The 19,041-nt window shown below is 29.7% G+C and carries 12 protein-coding genes; all 12 read right to left on the bottom strand.

What is annotated here, in order from left to right; genetic code table 11:
- Positions 1-139 precede the first annotated feature (139 nt).
- The 12 genes from QM495_RS12115 to QM495_RS12060 all read right to left on the bottom strand — a co-directional run bounded on the left by QM495_RS12115 (position 140) and on the right by QM495_RS12060 (position 18,697).
- A complete protein-coding gene (locus QM495_RS12115) occupies positions 140-1,444 on the bottom strand; it encodes a fibronectin type III domain-containing protein (protein ID WP_408672376.1) in 1,305 nt (434 codons plus the stop codon).
- 176 nt (positions 1,445-1,620) lie between these two features.
- On the bottom strand, positions 1,621-2,844 hold the full coding sequence (locus QM495_RS12110; protein WP_408672375.1) for a peptidoglycan DD-metalloendopeptidase family protein: 1,224 nt from the start codon (positions 2,842-2,844) through the stop codon (positions 1,621-1,623).
- A gap of 6 nt (positions 2,845-2,850) precedes the next feature.
- Positions 2,851-4,392: a glutamate racemase gene (locus QM495_RS12105; RefSeq protein WP_408672374.1), complete on the bottom strand. Its 1,542-nt coding sequence runs from the start codon at positions 4,390-4,392 to the stop codon at positions 2,851-2,853.
- 6 nt (positions 4,393-4,398) lie between these two features.
- Entirely contained in the window at positions 4,399-5,955 is a 1,557-nt protein-coding gene (locus QM495_RS12100; protein ID WP_408672373.1) for an N-acyl-D-amino-acid deacylase family protein, read from the bottom strand.
- Entirely contained in the window at positions 5,952-7,130 is a 1,179-nt protein-coding gene (locus QM495_RS12095) for a M14 family metallopeptidase (RefSeq protein WP_408672372.1), read from the bottom strand. Before QM495_RS12095 ends, QM495_RS12100 begins: the two co-directional genes overlap by 4 nt.
- Positions 7,131-7,217: 87 nt before the next feature.
- A complete protein-coding gene (locus QM495_RS12090; RefSeq protein WP_408672371.1) occupies positions 7,218-8,846 on the bottom strand; it encodes a gamma-glutamyltransferase family protein in 1,629 nt (542 codons plus the stop codon).
- Positions 8,847-8,879: 33 nt separating this feature from the next.
- Entirely contained in the window at positions 8,880-10,022 is a 1,143-nt protein-coding gene (locus QM495_RS12085; protein ID WP_408672370.1) for a hypothetical protein, read from the bottom strand.
- 17 nt (positions 10,023-10,039) lie between these two features.
- Positions 10,040-11,641, bottom strand: a complete 1,602-nt coding sequence (locus QM495_RS12080) for a SusD/RagB family nutrient-binding outer membrane lipoprotein (protein WP_408672369.1) — start codon at positions 11,639-11,641, stop codon at positions 10,040-10,042.
- Between the two features lie 12 nt (positions 11,642-11,653).
- On the bottom strand, positions 11,654-15,025 hold the full coding sequence (locus tag QM495_RS12075; protein WP_408672368.1) for a SusC/RagA family TonB-linked outer membrane protein: 3,372 nt from the start codon (positions 15,023-15,025) through the stop codon (positions 11,654-11,656).
- A 196-nt stretch (positions 15,026-15,221) separates the two neighbouring features.
- On the bottom strand, positions 15,222-16,277 hold the full coding sequence (locus QM495_RS12070) for a FecR family protein (RefSeq protein ID WP_408672367.1): 1,056 nt from the start codon (positions 16,275-16,277) through the stop codon (positions 15,222-15,224).
- Positions 16,278-16,403: 126 nt separating this feature from the next.
- Entirely contained in the window at positions 16,404-17,027 is a 624-nt protein-coding gene (locus QM495_RS12065; RefSeq protein WP_408672366.1) for an RNA polymerase sigma factor, read from the bottom strand.
- Between the two features lie 548 nt (positions 17,028-17,575).
- The gene (locus QM495_RS12060) at positions 17,576-18,697 is read right to left on the bottom strand and encodes a Fic family protein (RefSeq protein ID WP_408672365.1); all 1,122 of its coding nucleotides are present in this window, start codon (positions 18,695-18,697) and stop codon (positions 17,576-17,578) included.
- Positions 18,698-19,041: the final 344 nt, after the last annotated feature.

The following is a 19,041-nucleotide window of genomic DNA, read 5'->3' as shown; positions in this document are numbered from 1 at the left end:
CAAACTGTGTCATTAGTAATCCTACTAAAACACCTGCAACCATACCTAGTAATATTTGCCAATGTAATGCTAATTTTTTCATCTAAAAGTTTTAAAATTTAAGTTCTTTCAATTATTATTAATGCTTTCAATTTATCCTTTATTCAAAAACAGATTTAAGTGCATTACTCATTTTTAACCAGCCATCTTGATTTTCTCTTAATTTTGATTTTTCTTGTTCAATGTGAATAAATCTTCCTGTTGTTGTTGTGGCAGAAGTATTACAAGGATTTGATGAACCATTTATAAATCTACCTTGAGTATTTGTGAATCCAATTAACCTAGTCCAATCCGTATCTAAATGAGCTAATTTAAAAGTCAACGAACTATCTTCATTCATCAGTGCTTCTTTAATTTGTAAAGCATAATCAATTGTAGGTGTTTCTCTTGTTCCATTACTCATAATTACATATGGATCTGAATCGTTTTTACCAAATCCATGTAGCTGAATAAAGACCGAATTTGCCACATTTGTATACAAAATTTCTGTTGTTTTTTGAAAAACTGTATTTGTATTATGTGCCATATCAGAAATTCTATAAGGCTGAGACCCAGAATTACACGTTGTTGTAGTACCAGAACAAGATGAAAATTCTGAATGATTACAGCGATGTGTTCCACTTAAAAAAACTGCTTTTGCAAGGTTATTTTTAAAACAATAAAACGCTTGCTTACCTGTATTAATATCGTTTTTTATATGTGGAGCTTGAAGAATTAAATTGCCAATACTTGGTGTTTTACTAAATACATAAACACCCCAATGATTCTCTTTTACACTCTTTTCTTCTAGTATATAAAATATTTGATTTGGTGTTAGAGTAGTATCTGTAAATTCGTTTATTTGATAATTCAACTCAGAAGATTTAAGTACAGCCTCAGAAATATTTTGATTTAAAATTTCATTTATAACAATTTCCCATGTAACTAATTGATTTGATGTTGGTTTCTTGTAGTTATTCCCTGAATCTCCAGGCACTCCATTTATAAAATTCCCTATATAAGTTTCAATATTACCAGTAGTTTTAACTAATATAGGATTGTCATCTTCCGTTGTAATTTCAAGTACATTGCTAAACGATGACTCATTTTCTGCTGCGTCTTTGGCTGAAATTTTAAAATTATAATTTGTATTAAAATTTAATCCTGTAATAGTATAAGTTGTACTTGTTGTTGCTACATAATTAATTCCATTTCTATATAAAATGTAGGCTGTTACTCCAACATTATCTGTAGAAGCTGTCCAGGTTAAGTCAAGAGAAGTTTTTGTTATGTTATCTCCCTGTAAATTTGTAGGTGCAGTGGGTGGAATTATATCTATTACTGGTTCTGGAGAATCATCAGAGCCACCACAAGAGTTGAAAATGACTACTAAAAACAAGAACAAAAATTGTTTAAGATTATTCATTAATTATTATATTTTTTATTAAAATTCTTCTATTAAACTTTTCTGTATATTTAATATTTTCACCCGAAAGCTTTCCGCTAGCAATATTATATTCCAATTCTTCTACATATTTATTTAGCAAGATATTCATCATTTGTACTACAAGGGCTTTACCTATGTTCTCTGGTTAACAAATATTAATAAATAAATTCCTCACCTTTAGCATTTGTTAATTTCACTTGATAATTTGAAATGCTGCTAAACACATCATTTGTAAATGTAATACTCAGATAATACATTGAATCTCCTTCACTAAAGTTAGTTGGAGCAACATTTATCACAGTACCATCAATATCTGTATAAGTATCATTATCTTCATCGTTTATGTCCATTCCAATCCTTTGTTCAAAATTCAAGACTGGATTAATAGTAATCTCATCTACCAAAAGAGCTATTTCAACAACATCAAGGCTAGGTACAGTTTGTTCAATGTTAACAGTTATTACAGAGTTTGATTTAGAAGAAGTTACAGTTGGTGTTATTGTAGTATATGGTAACAAAGTAAATGGATTTCTACTATGTCTTTTCTGAATCAAACCACTATCAATAGTATCGTAGTATTCAAAATGGAGATGCTCTGTGTTAATTCCAACACCAGTATTACCCACTTCTCCAATCTTTTCCCCTATACTAATATTTTGTCCAACATTAACATTCACACTTGAAAGGTGAAGATAGGCTATCTGAAAAACACTGCTATGATCTGGGTTGGGATGTGAACTAGCCGGATAAGCTATTACAACCCAGTTACCCCAACGTTCAAAAGTTGATCCTGGCTGAGATGCTTCTACTCTGACCACTTGACCACCTCTTAAGCTTGTATAAATTGGGGTTCCAGTAGGCTCAGGAAAGTCAATTCCCCTATGGAAGTCGTAATTACCACTTAACATTCGAGGGCCATATCCGTCAGCAATTTCATCTCCACTATTTGGTGAAAATGTAGAGTCGCCACTTAATGGCCAAATTACATTTACGTTTTCTGGAATATCTAAATCTTCTTGTTCCGTTGTAATTTCAAGTACATTACTAAACACAGACTCATTTTCTGCTGCGTCTTTGGCTGAAATTTTAAAATTATAATTTGTATTAGAATTTAATTCTGTAATAGTATAAGTTGTACTTGTTGTTGCTACATAATTAATTCCATTCTTATATAAAATATAGGCCGTTACTCCAACATTATCTGTAGAAGCTATCCAAGTTAAATCAAGCGAAGTTTTTGTTATGTTATCTCCCTGTAAATTTGTAGGTGCAGTAGGTGGAGTTTTATCTATTACTGGTTCTGGAGAATCATCAGAGCCACCACAAGAGTTGAAAACAACTACTAAAAACAAGAACAAAAATTGCTTAAAATTTTGCATTAATTATTATATTTTTTGTTCTTGTTTTAAGTTTTTAGTTTTATCATTTTTTGCATTAAAATTTTGCATTAATTGATATACATAAGGAATTTGTTTTTGAAAACGTGTTAATATATCTTCTGAAATATTATCTCTACTAAAAGGTACTACCTTAACATATTCTTGAATTTCTCCAGCATTTCTACCGTATTTATAGTTGTACGGAAATTTTCCTTCTTCATTAAGAATCGTATTTTTATTATCCTTATTTGCCACACTTATATAAAACTCACTATCCTTAATATTTCCATTTGGATTGAATAACTCTTTTTTATTTAAATGTTCATACAATTCTTTAGCTGTATTTACAGCAGGATCTACTAACTGAATGTTTTCAGCCATAAACTTTCTATATAAATAATTCCCATTTTTACTTTTATAATTGTACAACTCATTCAATACTAAGTTTATCTCATCTATTAAATATGGATAATGTGTACATCCTAAAATAATTGATTTTAATTGATTTGAAGTATTTGATTTTCTAATATTTTCTAACAAAGTAACGACATGATAACGCACATAATTTTCAGCATCGTTAATTTGTAAAATTGAACAATCATCTGCTTTTTCTGAATCGCACAACATTTTACTATTGTTAAAATCAAAATTATATATATCAAACAAAGTTCTATCAATCTTAACATCTCCATCCAATGCCGGACCTTTATAATCTTTCCTCGGTTTCTTTAGATTTTTATTAAAATAGTTAGCATCTTCATCTACAGTTTCAGCAATTCCAATTCCTCCTTGTGAAAACACTTCAATATTCCCTGTAAATCCTAATTGATTTTTAAATTTAAAAATGGTGTTTTGGTATCCCTTTGAAGCTACAGTACCTGTTGTTGCTAAAACACCTATTATACCGTTTTCATCTTTTTTTATAGTTTCTAAAACACCTCTTACACCAGCATCAATTACACCAATTACTTTAATGTCTGATTTTGCCTTTTTTAAAAACTCTTCAATATACTCTTTCCCATAGGCTGTAGCAGTATTACAGGCAATAACAATTACTTTTACAGGTTTTTTATCTGTATTTACTGAAATAGCATTCGCTGAAGCATAATATTTATTACCCATTAAAAACTGAGTATCTTTAATAATGTGTTCCTTTAATAAATCAACTTTATTTTCTTTAAAATAATTACCATACGGCATATTAGCCTGATCTCCTAAATAAATAAAATTTTCTTTATTAAAATCGAGAATACCATCACTTCCTGGTTGATATGAATTATTTTCATTTTGATCGTAATTTACAATTGCCTTTAAAACTGTAAGACCACCTGTCCCAGAGTCGAATACTCCAATAGGAAGACTTGCATTATTACTAGGGTAATTACTAAAATCTACATAATAAAAATTTTCTTTATCATTAATAATCGTATTTATAATGTTTGGTTTATCATTCTCAATTTGTATGGATTTATTTTCTTTTTGATTTTGTTTACAAGAAGTAACTACTAAAAGTAATAAAACTGCATAAATTAAATTTATTTTTTTCATGATTTCTTATTTTTCTAAAACTTTTCCGTTTAAAAGATTCGTATATTTTCCTTTTTCTATGGATAATTTTCCATTAATAATACTATACTCCAATCCTTCAGAATATTGAAAAGCATTGGTGTAATTAGCTTTATCTTTAAATGTTTCTGGATTGAAAATAATAACATCGGCAAAATACCCTTTTTTTAACTTTCCTCTATTTGGTATTTTAATTATTTCAGCTGTTTTAGAAGTACTTCTATTTATAAATTGAGCCAAATTAATCACTTTTTCTTGCTTCACATATTTGTTGTATTTCCTAGGAAATGAACCATATTTACGTGGATGCCCAGTATTACCATCAGACCCTGTTACCAACCAAGGTTGTTTCATAAAATTTAAAATATCCTTTGCATTCATATTGAACGATGCTATTCTAGCATAATTATTTTTTAAAACTTCATAAACAGCCTGCTCTGCTGGTATATGAAGCATTTCAGAAATTTCTAATAAATTTTTTCCTAGATATATACTATCATTAACTTTTACAATTAGTATTTTTTCAGGACCTCCTCTACGTGTAATATTCTGTTTTGTTTCTTCTAATATTTTGGCTTTTAATTTAGAATTGTTGTATCTTATAAATAAAGAATCTTTCCCTCCACTTTCAGCCCATCTAGGTACTACAGCTGCTTTTAATCCGGTTGCAGAAGCATCATAAGGGTACTGATTTGCGGTAACGTTAATACCATTTTTTCTCGCGTTTTCAATTAGCTCAATAATTTCAGAACTTTGATTCCAAACATCTACACCTAAGCATTTTATATGTGAAATAACAATTGGTAATTTCGCTTCTTTTCCAATTTCAATAGCTTCTTTAACTGCAGGTATTAAACCAACCGTATAGGAACTTTCGTCTCGTAAGTGCGTGTCATATATACCATCATTTTCAGCAACTATTTTAGCTAATTCAATAACTTCCTTTGTTGTTGCATAACTTCCTGGTGCATAAAATAACCCTGTTGACATACCAAAACAACCCTCGTCCATTTCTTGCTGTACTAGAGCTTTCATTTTTAAGATATCATCTACTGAAGCTACTTTATCACTTTTTCCAATTATTTGGCTACGTATAGTTCCTTGCCCCACTAATAAAGCTACATTTGTTCCAACTCCATTTTTTTTATATAATTCTTTATACTTTTTTGAAGGAAAGTAACTATCACCATCATTCCCAACAACAACAGTGGTTATACCTTGCATTAAAAAAGGTAGATTTTGAGAGGTGCTTGGTTTTACTAAATCTCTATCTGCATGTGTATGTGGATCTATAAACCCCGGGCTTACAATTAATCCGCTAGCGTCAATTATTTTGTCGGCATTGATTGTATATTTATTTTCATTTCCTACATAGATAATTTTATCATTCTTAATTGCAATTGAAACGTTTAATGGTGTCTCATTTTCTCCATTGTAAACAATACCATTTCTTATTACAATATCCGCTGTAATTGATTTTTTACACGAAACACTTAAAATAATTATTGTAAATAATAGGAATAATCTTTGGCTTATTAATTTCATAATTCTTCTTTAATTTTTAAATTCATAATTTTCATAAAATATAAGGCATATACTCTAGCTCTATCTTTTATGATTTCTCTATCTATTTCATCACCATCTTCATAGGTTACAGCTTCCGCTTTAAATGTATTATAGAACCAATTATAACAATAAGGTAATTCCTGACTTCTTTTTCTGGCTTCTACTTTAAATTTGGAATTATTCTCAATGTCTTTTATCCATTTACTTGTTAATCCTTTTACCTTTTTTTGATTAATGCTATCAAGAACCAATAAATAAGGTCCAGAATAGGAGGTGTGAAAATCTATGGCATAATTTATACTCTTTCCCTCTTTAACTTTATCTAAAATGAAATTTCTTGCAGTTTGAGTTTCTGGTTGTGAAAAATCAACCCAATCTCTATTTAAATCTACTCCATTTGCATTGTGCCTCCAATTTCCCATATCAACACCATCTGGGTTTAATAATGGAAATGTATAAATATTGTAAGTTGATCTAAACTTAATAGCTAAAGGAGAATTAGACATTAATTCCTCAAAAAAACTTCTAAATCCAATTGTTCCTCCAGGAATTTCAGGAGGATGTTGCCTTGCAATTAATACAACTGATTTTTTTATATTTTTATTTTCTGATATTACCGCATAAATAGGCTGTTTTTTTACTGTTGTACCTACAATCTCTTTTCTTAAAAAATTATTCTCTTTTAATATTTTAAATAACCAATTATAGGTGTCTTCTGAAGAATCGATTTCTTGAGCAGCAATAAATAATTTCTTATTTGTAAGTTTCAATTTTAAAGTAGCCTCACCTGATACTGTATCAATACTAATGTTTTTAGCTTCTATTTTTTTCCAATGAACCCTATCAGAACTTAACTTTGGTATATACCTATGTTTATAGGTATTATAATAAAGTTTTAATTTAATTTCTTGAGGTGTTTTTGAATTTATGCTAAATGCAAACCAAGGGCTTTTGTTAACAGGTTCAAATGCGGGATAAATATGAGCTTTGTATGTATTAACTCCTATTTTTTCAAATTGATTAAGTCTTGCTCCTTTAAACGAAGCATCAATCGTTAACTGATCTACTTTAAAGATTTTTTCTGATTCTTTTGAACAAGAAAATAGAAAAAATCCAACTAAAACTACAATTAATATGGACGATTTTATTTTCATTATTAAATTTTAATAAGAGGTTGTTGTAAATGTTTAGACAACAACCTCTTAATTGAAACAAAGTATAATATTATTACTATTAAAATATTAATTTTTTGTTGAAGTACCATCTCTCCTAGGATCAGCAGCAGCTTTCCAAATTCCATTTTTAAATTCTATCGCATGAACACCGCCAAAATAAGCATTTAATCCAGAAATTGTTAAGTCGTAACTAGGAAAAACTACTTTAAAACCATCATCTCTAATCTTTTGTAAATCTGCGGCATCTAAAGATTGATCTTCTAAATAAACTTCATCATTTATCGCGTGTACTCTTGGATATTTTATTATCTCCGAAATACTTTCATTTCCATCAATCCAAAGCTGTATTAATTGTGAAATTGTAGAAACAATTCTTTTACTTCCAGGAGTCCCAATAACTAATACATTTTTTCCGTTTTTTCTAACTAAACTAGGACTCATTGACGAAGGAATAAGGGCATTTGGTTGTATTGGTTTTCGTTTTCCAAAGCCAAACCCCATTATACTTTTTATATAACTATTATAGAAAAATCCTAATTTTTTTGTTGAAGTTACAGAACCTAAATATCCTCCAACACTTGAAGTCATACTTACTGCAACACCATTTTTATCTATAATTGAGACATGTGTTGTTTCTCCCTGTTCGTTATCCTTTTCAGAAGTTTCATTTGAAGAATTATCTTTAAAAAACAAGTCTTTTGCATATTCTTTAGATAACTTCTTATTAACTTCTGGCTGGTAATTAATATAATCTAGAATTGGAGCATCTTTTCTATCATTATGTGCTTTATTAAGAGCCTTCATCAAACTTTTTGTTCTTTTAAAGGAGTATTTATTTATATTTTCAAGCTTTTCATTTTCTAATAAATTTAATGCTAATAGTACACCCCAACCACCACCTGGTGGCATAAAAGAATACACATCATATCCTCTATAAGTAGTATGAACAGGTCTATGCTCTTTAGGCTCTGGGAAATTCACTAGGTCATTATAGCTAATCCATCCACCATTATTCGCCATATCTTCAGCAATATCTTTTGCTATTTGACCTTTATAAAAATCATTTGCTCCATGAGTAGCAATTCTTTTTAAGGTTTTTGCCAATGTTGGTTGTTTAACTACGTCACCATTTGCTGGAATTCCACCTTCTACTAATAACTCTTTATTATGGTACGGACTCTGAATAAATTTCTTCTCCATTAATTTAAAAACATGGTGACGATGCATACCAACTATAAATCCATTTTCAGCATAGTTTATTGCTGGTTGCAATAATTCATTCCATTTTAATTTTCCACTTCCATATTTTTTCCAAGTATAATGCAATACTTTTACTTGGGAAGGAATTGATATTTGCTTGTAATACGTTAAATATTTTCTCTCAATATCACTTTCTAAAACTGAAGGTGTTAAGGTTATTCCTCCAATTGCAATTGGTGGTTTATTAGGAATTGAAACAATTAGCATTGTTCTTCCTCCAATACCAGACATTGCTGGTTCTGTGACTCCTAAAGTAAATGCAACAGCTACTGCAGCATCTATAGCATTTCCTCCTTTTTTCAATATAAGTTCACCTGCTTTAGTGGCTTCTGGTGTTGCAGAAGCCACTAAATTGGCTATACTCTTTTGAGCATTTATAGTAAGTATGAAAAAGATATTTAGAAATACAGAAGTTATAAAAACTCTAGTTCTCATTATTTATTACTATTTATTTTAAAAAAAATATTTCTAATCTTCAGGTTCAAAAATAATAATATTGTCTATATAAATATCTTCTGTATCATGTCCCGATTGAATTTGAATTACTAACTGATATGAGCGTACACCTTTCAAAAATCCTGAATTTGCAGTATTCCAAACACCTTCAACCTCATTCGCATCACTACCTAAACGGTTAACAATTTCTATAACCTCACTACCTGAATCTGTTGTTATATTTGCATAGGCCTTAATACCATCTTTAGATTCCCAACTTGTACTTCTAAAAAAGTATTGAAATGAAACACCTGAATTTTCTTGACCAGCTGGAACATCTACAGTATCGAAAGTAATTCTAATTGCTCCATCAGCATCTTCCATATGAAAGGCATGTGTACCATCAGGAAATGGTTGAACATCTTCTAAGGCTGTTGTTACACCAATACGTTCTGAAGAAAACCCTAAACTACTTGAGCTAATACCTGGAATGGCAACAAATTCTGAATCAAAACCAATTTCGTTACCTGTAGAAATAAAATCTACAAATGGAGGATTTTCTCCATTAACTAAATCACCATCTTCATTATTCCCTCCATTTCGAGTATATCTTGCGCTTTCATCTCCTACAGCAACTTCTTCAAAAGAAGTCCCTTTAATAGTTTTTCCTGGTGGTGTAAAAAAAGTAATAGCAAAATCAACTGCATCTCTTACAGAACTAGATTTTAAACGGCTTGCTGTATCGCCTCCAATGTTCACACCATTTACAAAATTTGGGGTTAAGGCTGAAAACGTTCCTGTAGGAGTAACTATGGTTGCTAAAAAAGTGAATTTAGAATTAGATTTAATATCATCATTCGTAAGACCCAAAGCACTTATAATATCGCTAATGGCTATTTCTAAATTGGTAGGAAACGACGTTAAAACAACAAAATCATTTACTACAGTTTCATTATAAATTAATGCTAGTGAGCAACTAGTTATATTATTATTTGGATCAATTACTTTTGTAGATAAAATTGCAGTATCTAATTCTAATATATTAAAACTCAATTCTGGAACTTCTTCAAATTGTATAAAACCACCTCTTATGGCAACATCATCTAATAAGTTATTGTCATCTGAACAACCTATTATTAGAATAAAAAAAGCTAAATATTTATATATGTATTTCATGTTATTAAGTTTAAAATTTATTTTATAAATCCATCTGGATTCGTATCCCAAAATATTTTAACTGTATTTTGCTTTTGTTCAATAGACGAGTTATTATTCACTGCATCATTAGAATAAGGGAAGCTTCTTGGAAATGTTGGATTATCATTATCAATTGGAATTTGAATATTTAATGGATATCCAGTTCTTCTATAAGCGTTGTAGGCTTCTATTGAATTTCCAAAACCTGCTAAATAAAATTCTGTTATTATTATGTTTAATCTCTCATCGTCAGATGTGGCAGCATTATAATTAATCATAACTTCATTTACATAATTATCCACATCAGTATTGGTTGCTGCTAATGCAGAAGTAACACCTCCAAAGTTTAAAACTTTAGACATAGATGCTCTAATTGCTTCTTCTAATAACACAGCAGGATTACCATTTGTACCTAAAGTTAAAGCTGCTTCTGCTGTTAAAAATTTAATATAGGAAGCTGTTAGTATTGGCTGTATTCCTGCTCCTAATAAATTAGGAGTATTAGACGCTACAACAAACTGATCTTCATCAAATGCACCACCACCTGGATAAATTCCATAAGTAGTTCTTAAATTATTATCACCACGACCGGTTCTCGTCTCTCCATGGTCTAAGCCCCAATAATGTTCACCAATATAACAAAAGTCTACTGCTGGATCACCTCCACATGCTAAATAAGGAGGGCCTGTAAAGGGATCTATATCTGATTGGCGATACAGGTAATAACGTATTCTAGGATCTTTTTCAGATTTAGAATCTTTTAGCATCCACATAAAATAATTACCAATATATTGTGAAAATCCAGTTAGGTATCCTCTTGTAAAATAAAAGTGCCTACTCTCTGGTTCTTCAACAGCAGCATGGCGATATACAAAATCTTCTGATTCTGTATCTATTATATTCATACCTAATAATGTATTAATTTCTGCACCTAAATTGCTAATTCCTAAATCGTTACTTGCTAATCTGGTTTGTATTAGCAACCTTAATTTAAAAGAATTTGCAAAAGCTGTCCATTTAGCTTTATCACTTCCGTAAAACAAATCTGACGATACATTAAATGTAGCAGTATTAATATCTATAATAGCCTGATCTATATCAGACAACACCATTTTATACAGGTCTATACCATTGTCTAATTTAGGGTTTGGGAATTCTAATGGGTTAGATGATTGTTCATAAGGTATACTTCCCACATAATCAACTAAAGTTACTGTAAGATACCCTACTAGTAATTTACTTATGGCGTTATGAAACAATAAATTTGAATCTGAAGCAGCTTGATTTTCAATAGTTCTTGATATGTTTAATGCTTCGTAAAAGCGTTCCCATTCAATATTTAAAACCGTTGGACTGGCTACATCACCATAATTATCGGTCATTGCTTCGTAACGCATAATATCATCTGTGTTTCTGACCATATCACCCATAATGTCTTGAAACAAAAATTGGATTTCATTTAACAAAAATTCGGGATCTGAACTTTCAGGAGTTAAAAAGTTTGGATTATCTTGTAAATCAAAATTAGTAACTTCACAGGATAGGAGAAAAATAGTTACCCCTAAACCAATACTTAAATATTTAAATATATTTTTCATGTTTATTTGTTTTTAAAAAGTAACTGTTATACCTAATGCAAATCGTTTCGTATTTGGCACATTATTTCTACCTAAGCCACCATCACTTTCTGGATCATAATTTACATACTTTGGAAAATTAGGTGCTACGTACCAAAGGTTACTTCCTGTCAAGGTTAAATTAACTTTATCAAATGGTAATTTATCTCCTTCTTTTCCTTTAAAAGAATATCCCATAGATAATTCTCTTAAGCGAAAAACGGAAGCATCCCACATACTTAAATCATTATTATCATAATAATTTGAGAACACTGTTCTCATACCACCCATTTGAATGTTATTAGGTATTTTATTACCATTTGGATCTAAAATAAGTTCTCCTGTTCCACTATCTGCTAAAAAGCCAGGTATAAAAAAAGTTCCTTCTCTATTCTCGGTATCCCTAGTTACACCACGTTCTAATAGATCTTCTATAGCTCTGGAAGATATTTCGCCACCATGTCTATATTCTATTTGTGCAGAAAATGTGAAATTTTTATAACTTAGACTATTTATTGTTGTTAATCTCCAGTCTGGATTAGGATCTCCAATTACTTTATCTACTAACCCAATATTTGCACTATTAACAATTTCTCCTTGTCTGGAGGCACCCCCATTACTATTAATTAAAAAATTACCTTCACTATCTCTCACCGCATAATCTCCCTTAATAGCGTTTATTGGCAATCCTTCAACTGCCCATCTATCAGCAATTAAATTTATATCAGAACCTGCTGCAGTAGTTTCAACCACTAAAGATTCATCCGCTGTAAAAATGTTTCTTAAATTCCAATTAAAATTTTCATTTTTAACAATATCAATACCTAAATCAACTTCTACCCCTTTATTATCTACTCTACCTAAATTAATAAATTGAATATCATATCCTGTAGCAGGTGCTAACGGAGATTCTACAATTTGGTCTTCTGAAATTCTTTTATACAATGAGGTTTCTAATGTCACCCTATTTTTAAATAATTTCGTTTCAATACCAATCTCAAACTCTCGGTGTAATTCAGGTTTTAAATCTGGGTTCGCAAATATTCTACTAAACCTATTAGTTACAGGGAGTGAACCATCTGCAGCTGCAAATCTGTTAGCATCTATAATAAGTGTATTTCTGGTTCTGTAAGGTCCTGGAAAACCAGAAGACGTGGCATAAGCTGCTCTTAATTTTAAATAATTAACAATATCTCCACCCATATCAAATGCAGAAGTAGGAATAAAGGATACGGATGTACCAGGATAAAATAAAGATTGATTTTCAGATTCTACTGTACTTCCCCAATCATTTCTACCAGATAATGTTGCGTATAAGTAATTTTTATATCCTAACTGAAATTGTCCAAATACCCCAGCAATATTTTCATCTACGGTATAAAAACTAGATTGTGATGTGCTAAAATTACTAGGTCTTAAAAAGTTGTAAACTAACTGACCTTGCGAGTCTGAAGAAGTTCTTTGCGATTTTGTTAATTTAGAATTAACCCCAATCTGCACTTCTAAGTTTAAGTCATCTGTTAACTGTTTATTATAACCAAGTAATATAGTTTGGTCTACAACAACTTCTTTTCTGCTATCAAGGTTTAAATAACCTGTTCTAAATTCACTTCCAATAGTAGATCCTACACCTCCTTTGTTTGAATAGTCGAAAGTATTCAAATGTTCACTATCATAACCTACCCTATAAGTAAGGTTAAATGCATCATTTAATTGGTAATTCGCATTAAAGGTTCCAAAAACACGAACTATATCGTCTTGAACACCTGAATTATTTAATGTCCAAAGCGGATTTGTATCGTTTCTATAATATACCGATTCACCTGTTAATGGGTTTTGGTAAGGTAGTTTTGTTAAATCTATATTTCTTGGTAAATAAAATATGCGATTAAATATTTCTCTAGACTGAATACGGTTTACTTTTCTTGTAGAATAATTTAACGTAGTTGAAATATTTAAATCATCGGTTACCTGTGCATTACCACCAATTCCTATATTAAAACGTTTCAAATCGTTATTACCAATTATCCCTTTTTCATCTGTATAACCTGCAGACAAATTAAAAGCAACTTTTTCTTTTGATGTAGAAATAGACAATGCATAAATAGTACTTAAACCTGTATCAAAAAGATTTTTAACATTATCTGGTTTTGCTGTATAAGGCACTGTTGCACCTGCAAACTCTGGAAATATACTCCCTAAACCAGCATAAGGATGAACCACTTCATCTAATGTTGAAAAAGCTGGGCCATCACCCGATAAGAACGATGGTATAAAACCAAATTCTTGACCTTGCCCATATTTATTTTGGTATTCTGGTAATTGTGATACTGTATTCATATAGGTTGTTGAAGAAATTGATGCTGTTGTTTTGGTCTCTCCAAGATCTGCACTACCACTTTTAGTTTGGATTAAAATAACCCCATTTCTACCTTCACTACCATATAAAACTGCGGCATTTAAACCTTTAAGAATACTCATACTTTTAATATCATTAGGGTCAATATCTCTAATACTACCTGAAAAAGGCACATTATTAACTATATATAATGGCCCATTAAACCCTGTAAGTGACATAGACCCTCTAATCCTAATACTTGGAGCGGCACCAGTTTGTCCACTTGATGTTGAAATATATACCCCAGATATTTTACCTTGTAAAGTTTTAGCTAAGTTAGCCTCAGGACGATTTTCTATTTCTTCAGACGTTACTTTTGTAATACCATAACCCAAGGCTTTTTTTGACTTTTTAATACCTTGTGCTGTTACTATTACTTCTTCTAATGATTCAGCATCTTCTTCAAGAATAATAATTATAACTGATTTACCTGATACCTTAATTACTTGTGTAGTAAACCCTAGAAAAGATATTACTAATTCTGAATTTTCATTGGAAACTTCAATAGAATAATTTCCGTCAAAATCGGTTGTTACACCATTTGTTGTTCCTTTTTCCAGAATAGAAGCTCCTGGCAATGGCATTCCATCTTTATCTATAACACTTCCTGAAACCTGAAATTTTTGTTGCACTGGCTTCTGGTTTAAATTCTTTTTCACTTTTACCTCAGTCCTAATTTTAACAACCACTTGCCTATCATTAATTGTATAATCTAAACTTGTATTTAAAAAAACTTTTTCTAAAATAGTAAATAAGGTTGCCTTTTTTAAGTGAATTGACACTGTTTTATCAATATCTAAGACTTCATCATTATAAAAGAAGATATATTCGCTTTTTGATTGGATTTCTTTAAATAAATCTTCAAGAGAAATATTTTTTACTTTAATATCCATTTTGGTTTGTGAATACGAAGAATTTGCATAAACAGATCCCAAACCTAACGTTATTAATAAAAGAAATACTCTCATAATAGTAAACAAATAACACCTTATTTTTTTTCTACCTAAAGAATATCTAAGTTAACATTTTTATTCATAATTTTGTTTTTGATAAGTTAATATTACTGATGGTACAGCGATGTTAATTTTCTTGCCAGAGGATGCTCTAACATCTTCTGGTTTTTTTTAAATTTAAATTAGTACTACATTATTATTTTTTGTTTTATTAGTTAATAATTATTTTATTTTCATTCGTTAAATTAAATTCAAAGTTTGAGGTTTCTTTTATCATTTTAATTACTTCTTCAACAGTTTCCTTTAAATCTAAGGCTCCTGAAAAGGTTTGATTTTCAACATTCTCATTATTAATTATAATGTCAACATTATAATATCTAGATAATCTTTTCATAATTAACTTTAAATTATCATTCTTAAATATTAGTTCACCTTCAATCCAAGAAAAATATTTTTCAACATCTACTTTTTTCGTATTTATTTCATGTGCTTTTTTATCATAAACTGCTAAAGTACCCGGTATTATTTTTAACACTTCTTTTGATTTAAATAATGAATTTCCTTTATAGCTAATTTGGACACTTCCACTTTTTAATACTGTGCTAATTGAATTTTCATCTTTATAATTACTAACATTAAATACAGTCCCTAACACTTCTATTTGATGATTGTCAGCAACTACAACAAAAGGGCGATTTTTATCATGAGTAATATTAAAAGTAGCTTCTCCTTCTAAATATACCTCTCTCTTATTTTTACTAAAACCTCTAGGATATACCAATTTAGTTCCTGAATTTAACCATACAGTACTTCCATCCGATAATTGAATTTGTGATCTTTTTCCATAGGGAACAATTACAGTATTATACGCAATCTCATCTTTTTTCAATATTGGTTGTTCAATTGCTTTGGAATTTCCAATATTAATTTGTTGTCCTGTGTTTGAATATTTAATTGTTGAATTATCTTCTACTATTTCTATATCTTCACCATTATTTAAAATAAGTTTTACCTTATCAGACTTCTCATTCTCAATTCCATTAGCTGTTTTCACATATTTGTCTACTGAAAAAGATTGATAATTTTGATAGTATAAAGTAATCGAAATAATTAAAGAAATTGAAGCCGCAACTCCAATTCCATACCTAAAACGTTGTTTCATTTTATTTAAAAAAGAAGCATTCTTAATGATTTTCTTTTTTAATTTTCTTTTTTCATCTTCGTTTAAAGATGTAAAGTTTATATTTTTTAATTGCTCTTCTTTCATTTTTTTTAATTATAAAATGTATTTTTTGGATTGATTCTTACTTTAAGTTAAAACAAAGTCTCTACACTCCACATAACTAATAAGCAATGTATTTTGATTTTATAGACATTATTTTTAAGTTTTTTCTTAAAAAAATAAAAACACTACACTAAAAACAAGAGAAATCAAGCGATTTCTCAATACTTTAATAGCCCTATATATTGTAGTTCTGGAAGTTTGAACCGACACATTTAAAAGTTCTGCAATTTCTTCATAAGGTCTATCTTCAGTAAACCTTAAAAATAAAGCTTGTTTTTGTCTCTCTGTTAAGAAATTTAAGGCTTCAGCCAATTTTATTGATCTTTCTGAAACTTGCTCTGAAGCTATTAAAACTTCTTCAAAAGACTTACTGTAGATTCCTTTTTCAGAAGAATTTTCAATTAAATAATTATCTTTAGTTAACACCAGTTTTGTATTAACCTTTTTAAAAATCTTTCTTTTTAATGATTTAAACAAGTAATACTTAACATTGTCTATTTTGGCTAATTTTGACTTGTATTTATAAAGATCAAGAAAAAGGTCATGTATACAATTCATAACATGATTCTTGTTATTTGTTAATTGCATTCCGTAAGAAAATAAAATATCTATGTATTGATCATAAAGATCACCCAGTGCAGTAATGTCACCTTTTTTTAGTTTTCCCCATAAACGGATTTCAAGTGTTTTCTGGTTCTCTAAATTATATTTTTTTAAATCCTCTTTATCCAAAACTTCTTATGGAGTATTATTAAAAGTTTGTATTACTCTCAACTATTCATTATCACAGTAAACCTAATAATCAAATATACTTTTTTTATCTGAAATTTAAATTAAATACCAATAAAAAATGAAGCTGATTACAATCAAAATATATTATTCTTTTAGCAAAATTTTCACCATTTCTAATACAGATACTTTTTCAATAATATTTATTTGAAACTTTAGAATTATTTATAGATAATAACCTGTAACTTCATATGGATGCTGTCTTATTAATAAAACTATTACATCTTCGTTTCTACCATTTCCTTTAGAGAAATCTAATACAGGAATATTTCTACCTAAAGTTGTTTTACCAGTATTTTTTTTTAATTTAATTTCATTTTGAAATAAGTTTTATTTTCATGTAAATCTAAATTAAATATTTTTGAGAAATGAAACAATTGACACCAATATTGAGAAATTAAAGCACTTTTTTAATGTAAATTTTTCAGGTATTAATCTAATTAAAAAAAAATATTGATTTTCGGAAATAGTTTAGGAGAGAATAAGGTATTCTAAATTTTAGAGGTCATAAGGGTAACCAAATCATAATTTGTACTTCTACCACCTGCTATTTCTCTTTTGAGGATTCCTTTTTTTATTAAATCTTGGATATCTCTTAAAGCTGTATCATTTGAGCATTTTGTTATTTTTGCCCATTTAGAAGATGTTAACTTTCCATTGAAATTATCGAGTAACTTATTCAACATAACTTTTTGCCTTTCATTTTGAATTGCTACTCCATGTGTGTTCCAAAATTTATGTTTGTGCAGTACTTTTTCTAAAATCACATTTGAAGATTCCAAGGCATTTAATAAGCATTGTAAAAACCAAACCAACCAATCTGTAATTTCTAAACCTCCTTGTTGTGTTTTCTCAAGAGTATTATAATACTGTTTTCTTTCAACTCTAATTTGTGAAGACATACTATAATATCGCTGTGGCATACCATCGGCTCTTGCCAATAGTTGATCTGTCAATGCCCTTGCAATTCTACCATTTCCGTCTTCAAAAGGGTGTATTGTTATAAACCATAGATGTGATATCGCCGCTTTTAAGACAGGATCTAGTGTTTGTTTCTTGTTATACCAATTTAGAAACTGCTTCATTTCTGCATCAATTAAATCTGATTTTGGAGCTTCAAAATGCACTTTTTCTTTTCCCATTACTCCAGAAACAACTTGCATTGGACCAGTAGTATCTTTTCTCCAGTCTCCAACTATAATTTTGTACATCCCACTTCTACCTGTTGGAAACAAAGCAGCATGCCAATCAAAAAGACGTTCTTTAGTTAAGTTTAAATTAAAATTTTGAGTAGCATCAACTAACATATCAACAACTCCATCAACATTTCTTTCAGAAGGTATTTCATTTTCAATATAAAACCCTAATCGTCTTGCTACTGATGAACGTACTTGCTCTAGGTTTAATATTTCCCCCTCAATCTCTGTTGATTTGATAACATCTATTGTAATAGTTTCAAGTACGGCTTCGCTTTGTAAATCAAATCCTATACTCTCCATTTTACCTGTAATTTTTCCCTGTAGGTTTCTTACTTTTGCTAATAGTGTTACAATAGAATTCGTATCCCATTTAAATTTAGGCCATTCCTTTTTTTGATGTATACATAATTCCATTCTCTGCTTATTATGCGGTAAATATACTACTTAATCTCCTCATTTCAAATATTTTCTCATTATTATATGCGGTGAATACTATTCATATTCACCGTACATAGTTAAATACTAATAAAGCCAATTCTAGTTAAATGCCTGATTACAGTATATCTTTCAACTTTTCTAAAATCTTTACCATTGCAAAAGTGTCCATTTTACAATACTTTTTGTTACCATAGGTAAATGAACGGGTTTTAACCTTTTTTATTGATTTAAAACAATTTAATAATGCTTCCCCATATCTTTGATTTCAATCATTTTATTCCCTATAATTAAAGTGCCTCCATATGGAAGTTCATTGTGTT

This window comes from Lutibacter sp. (assembly GCF_046055765.1).
Taxonomy (GTDB): domain Bacteria; phylum Bacteroidota; class Bacteroidia; order Flavobacteriales; family Flavobacteriaceae; genus Lutibacter.
Note: the sequence above shows the minus strand (reverse complement) of the source record. Positions and strands in the feature narration are given on the sequence as shown.

What these genes read in the sequence shown, in the direction of transcription:
- QM495_RS12115 (WP_408672376.1), bottom strand. Translation starts at nt 1,444, where the DNA reads ATGAATAATCTTAAACAATTTTTGTTCTTGTTTTTAGTAGTCATTTTC.
- QM495_RS12105 (WP_408672374.1), bottom strand. Translation starts at nt 4,392, where the DNA reads ATGAAAAAAATAAATTTAATTTATGCAGTTTTATTACTTTTAGTAGTT.
- QM495_RS12080 (WP_408672369.1), bottom strand. Translation starts at nt 11,641, where the DNA reads ATGAAAAATATATTTAAATATTTAAGTATTGGTTTAGGGGTAACTATT.
- QM495_RS12090 (WP_408672371.1), bottom strand. Translation starts at nt 8,846, where the DNA reads ATGAGAACTAGAGTTTTTATAACTTCTGTATTTCTAAATATCTTTTTC.
- QM495_RS12060 (WP_408672365.1), bottom strand. Translation starts at nt 18,697, where the DNA reads ATGGAATTATGTATACATCAAAAAAAGGAATGGCCTAAATTTAAATGG.
- QM495_RS12075 (WP_408672368.1), bottom strand. Translation starts at nt 15,025, where the DNA reads ATGAGAGTATTTCTTTTATTAATAACGTTAGGTTTGGGATCTGTTTAT.
- QM495_RS12085 (WP_408672370.1), bottom strand. Translation starts at nt 10,022, where the DNA reads ATGAAATACATATATAAATATTTAGCTTTTTTTATTCTAATAATAGGT.
- QM495_RS12100 (WP_408672373.1), bottom strand. Translation starts at nt 5,955, where the DNA reads ATGAAATTAATAAGCCAAAGATTATTCCTATTATTTACAATAATTATT.
- QM495_RS12070 (WP_408672367.1), bottom strand. Translation starts at nt 16,277, where the DNA reads ATGAAAGAAGAGCAATTAAAAAATATAAACTTTACATCTTTAAACGAA.
- QM495_RS12110 (WP_408672375.1), bottom strand. Translation starts at nt 2,844, where the DNA reads ATGCAAAATTTTAAGCAATTTTTGTTCTTGTTTTTAGTAGTTGTTTTC.
- QM495_RS12095 (WP_408672372.1), bottom strand. Translation starts at nt 7,130, where the DNA reads ATGAAAATAAAATCGTCCATATTAATTGTAGTTTTAGTTGGATTTTTT.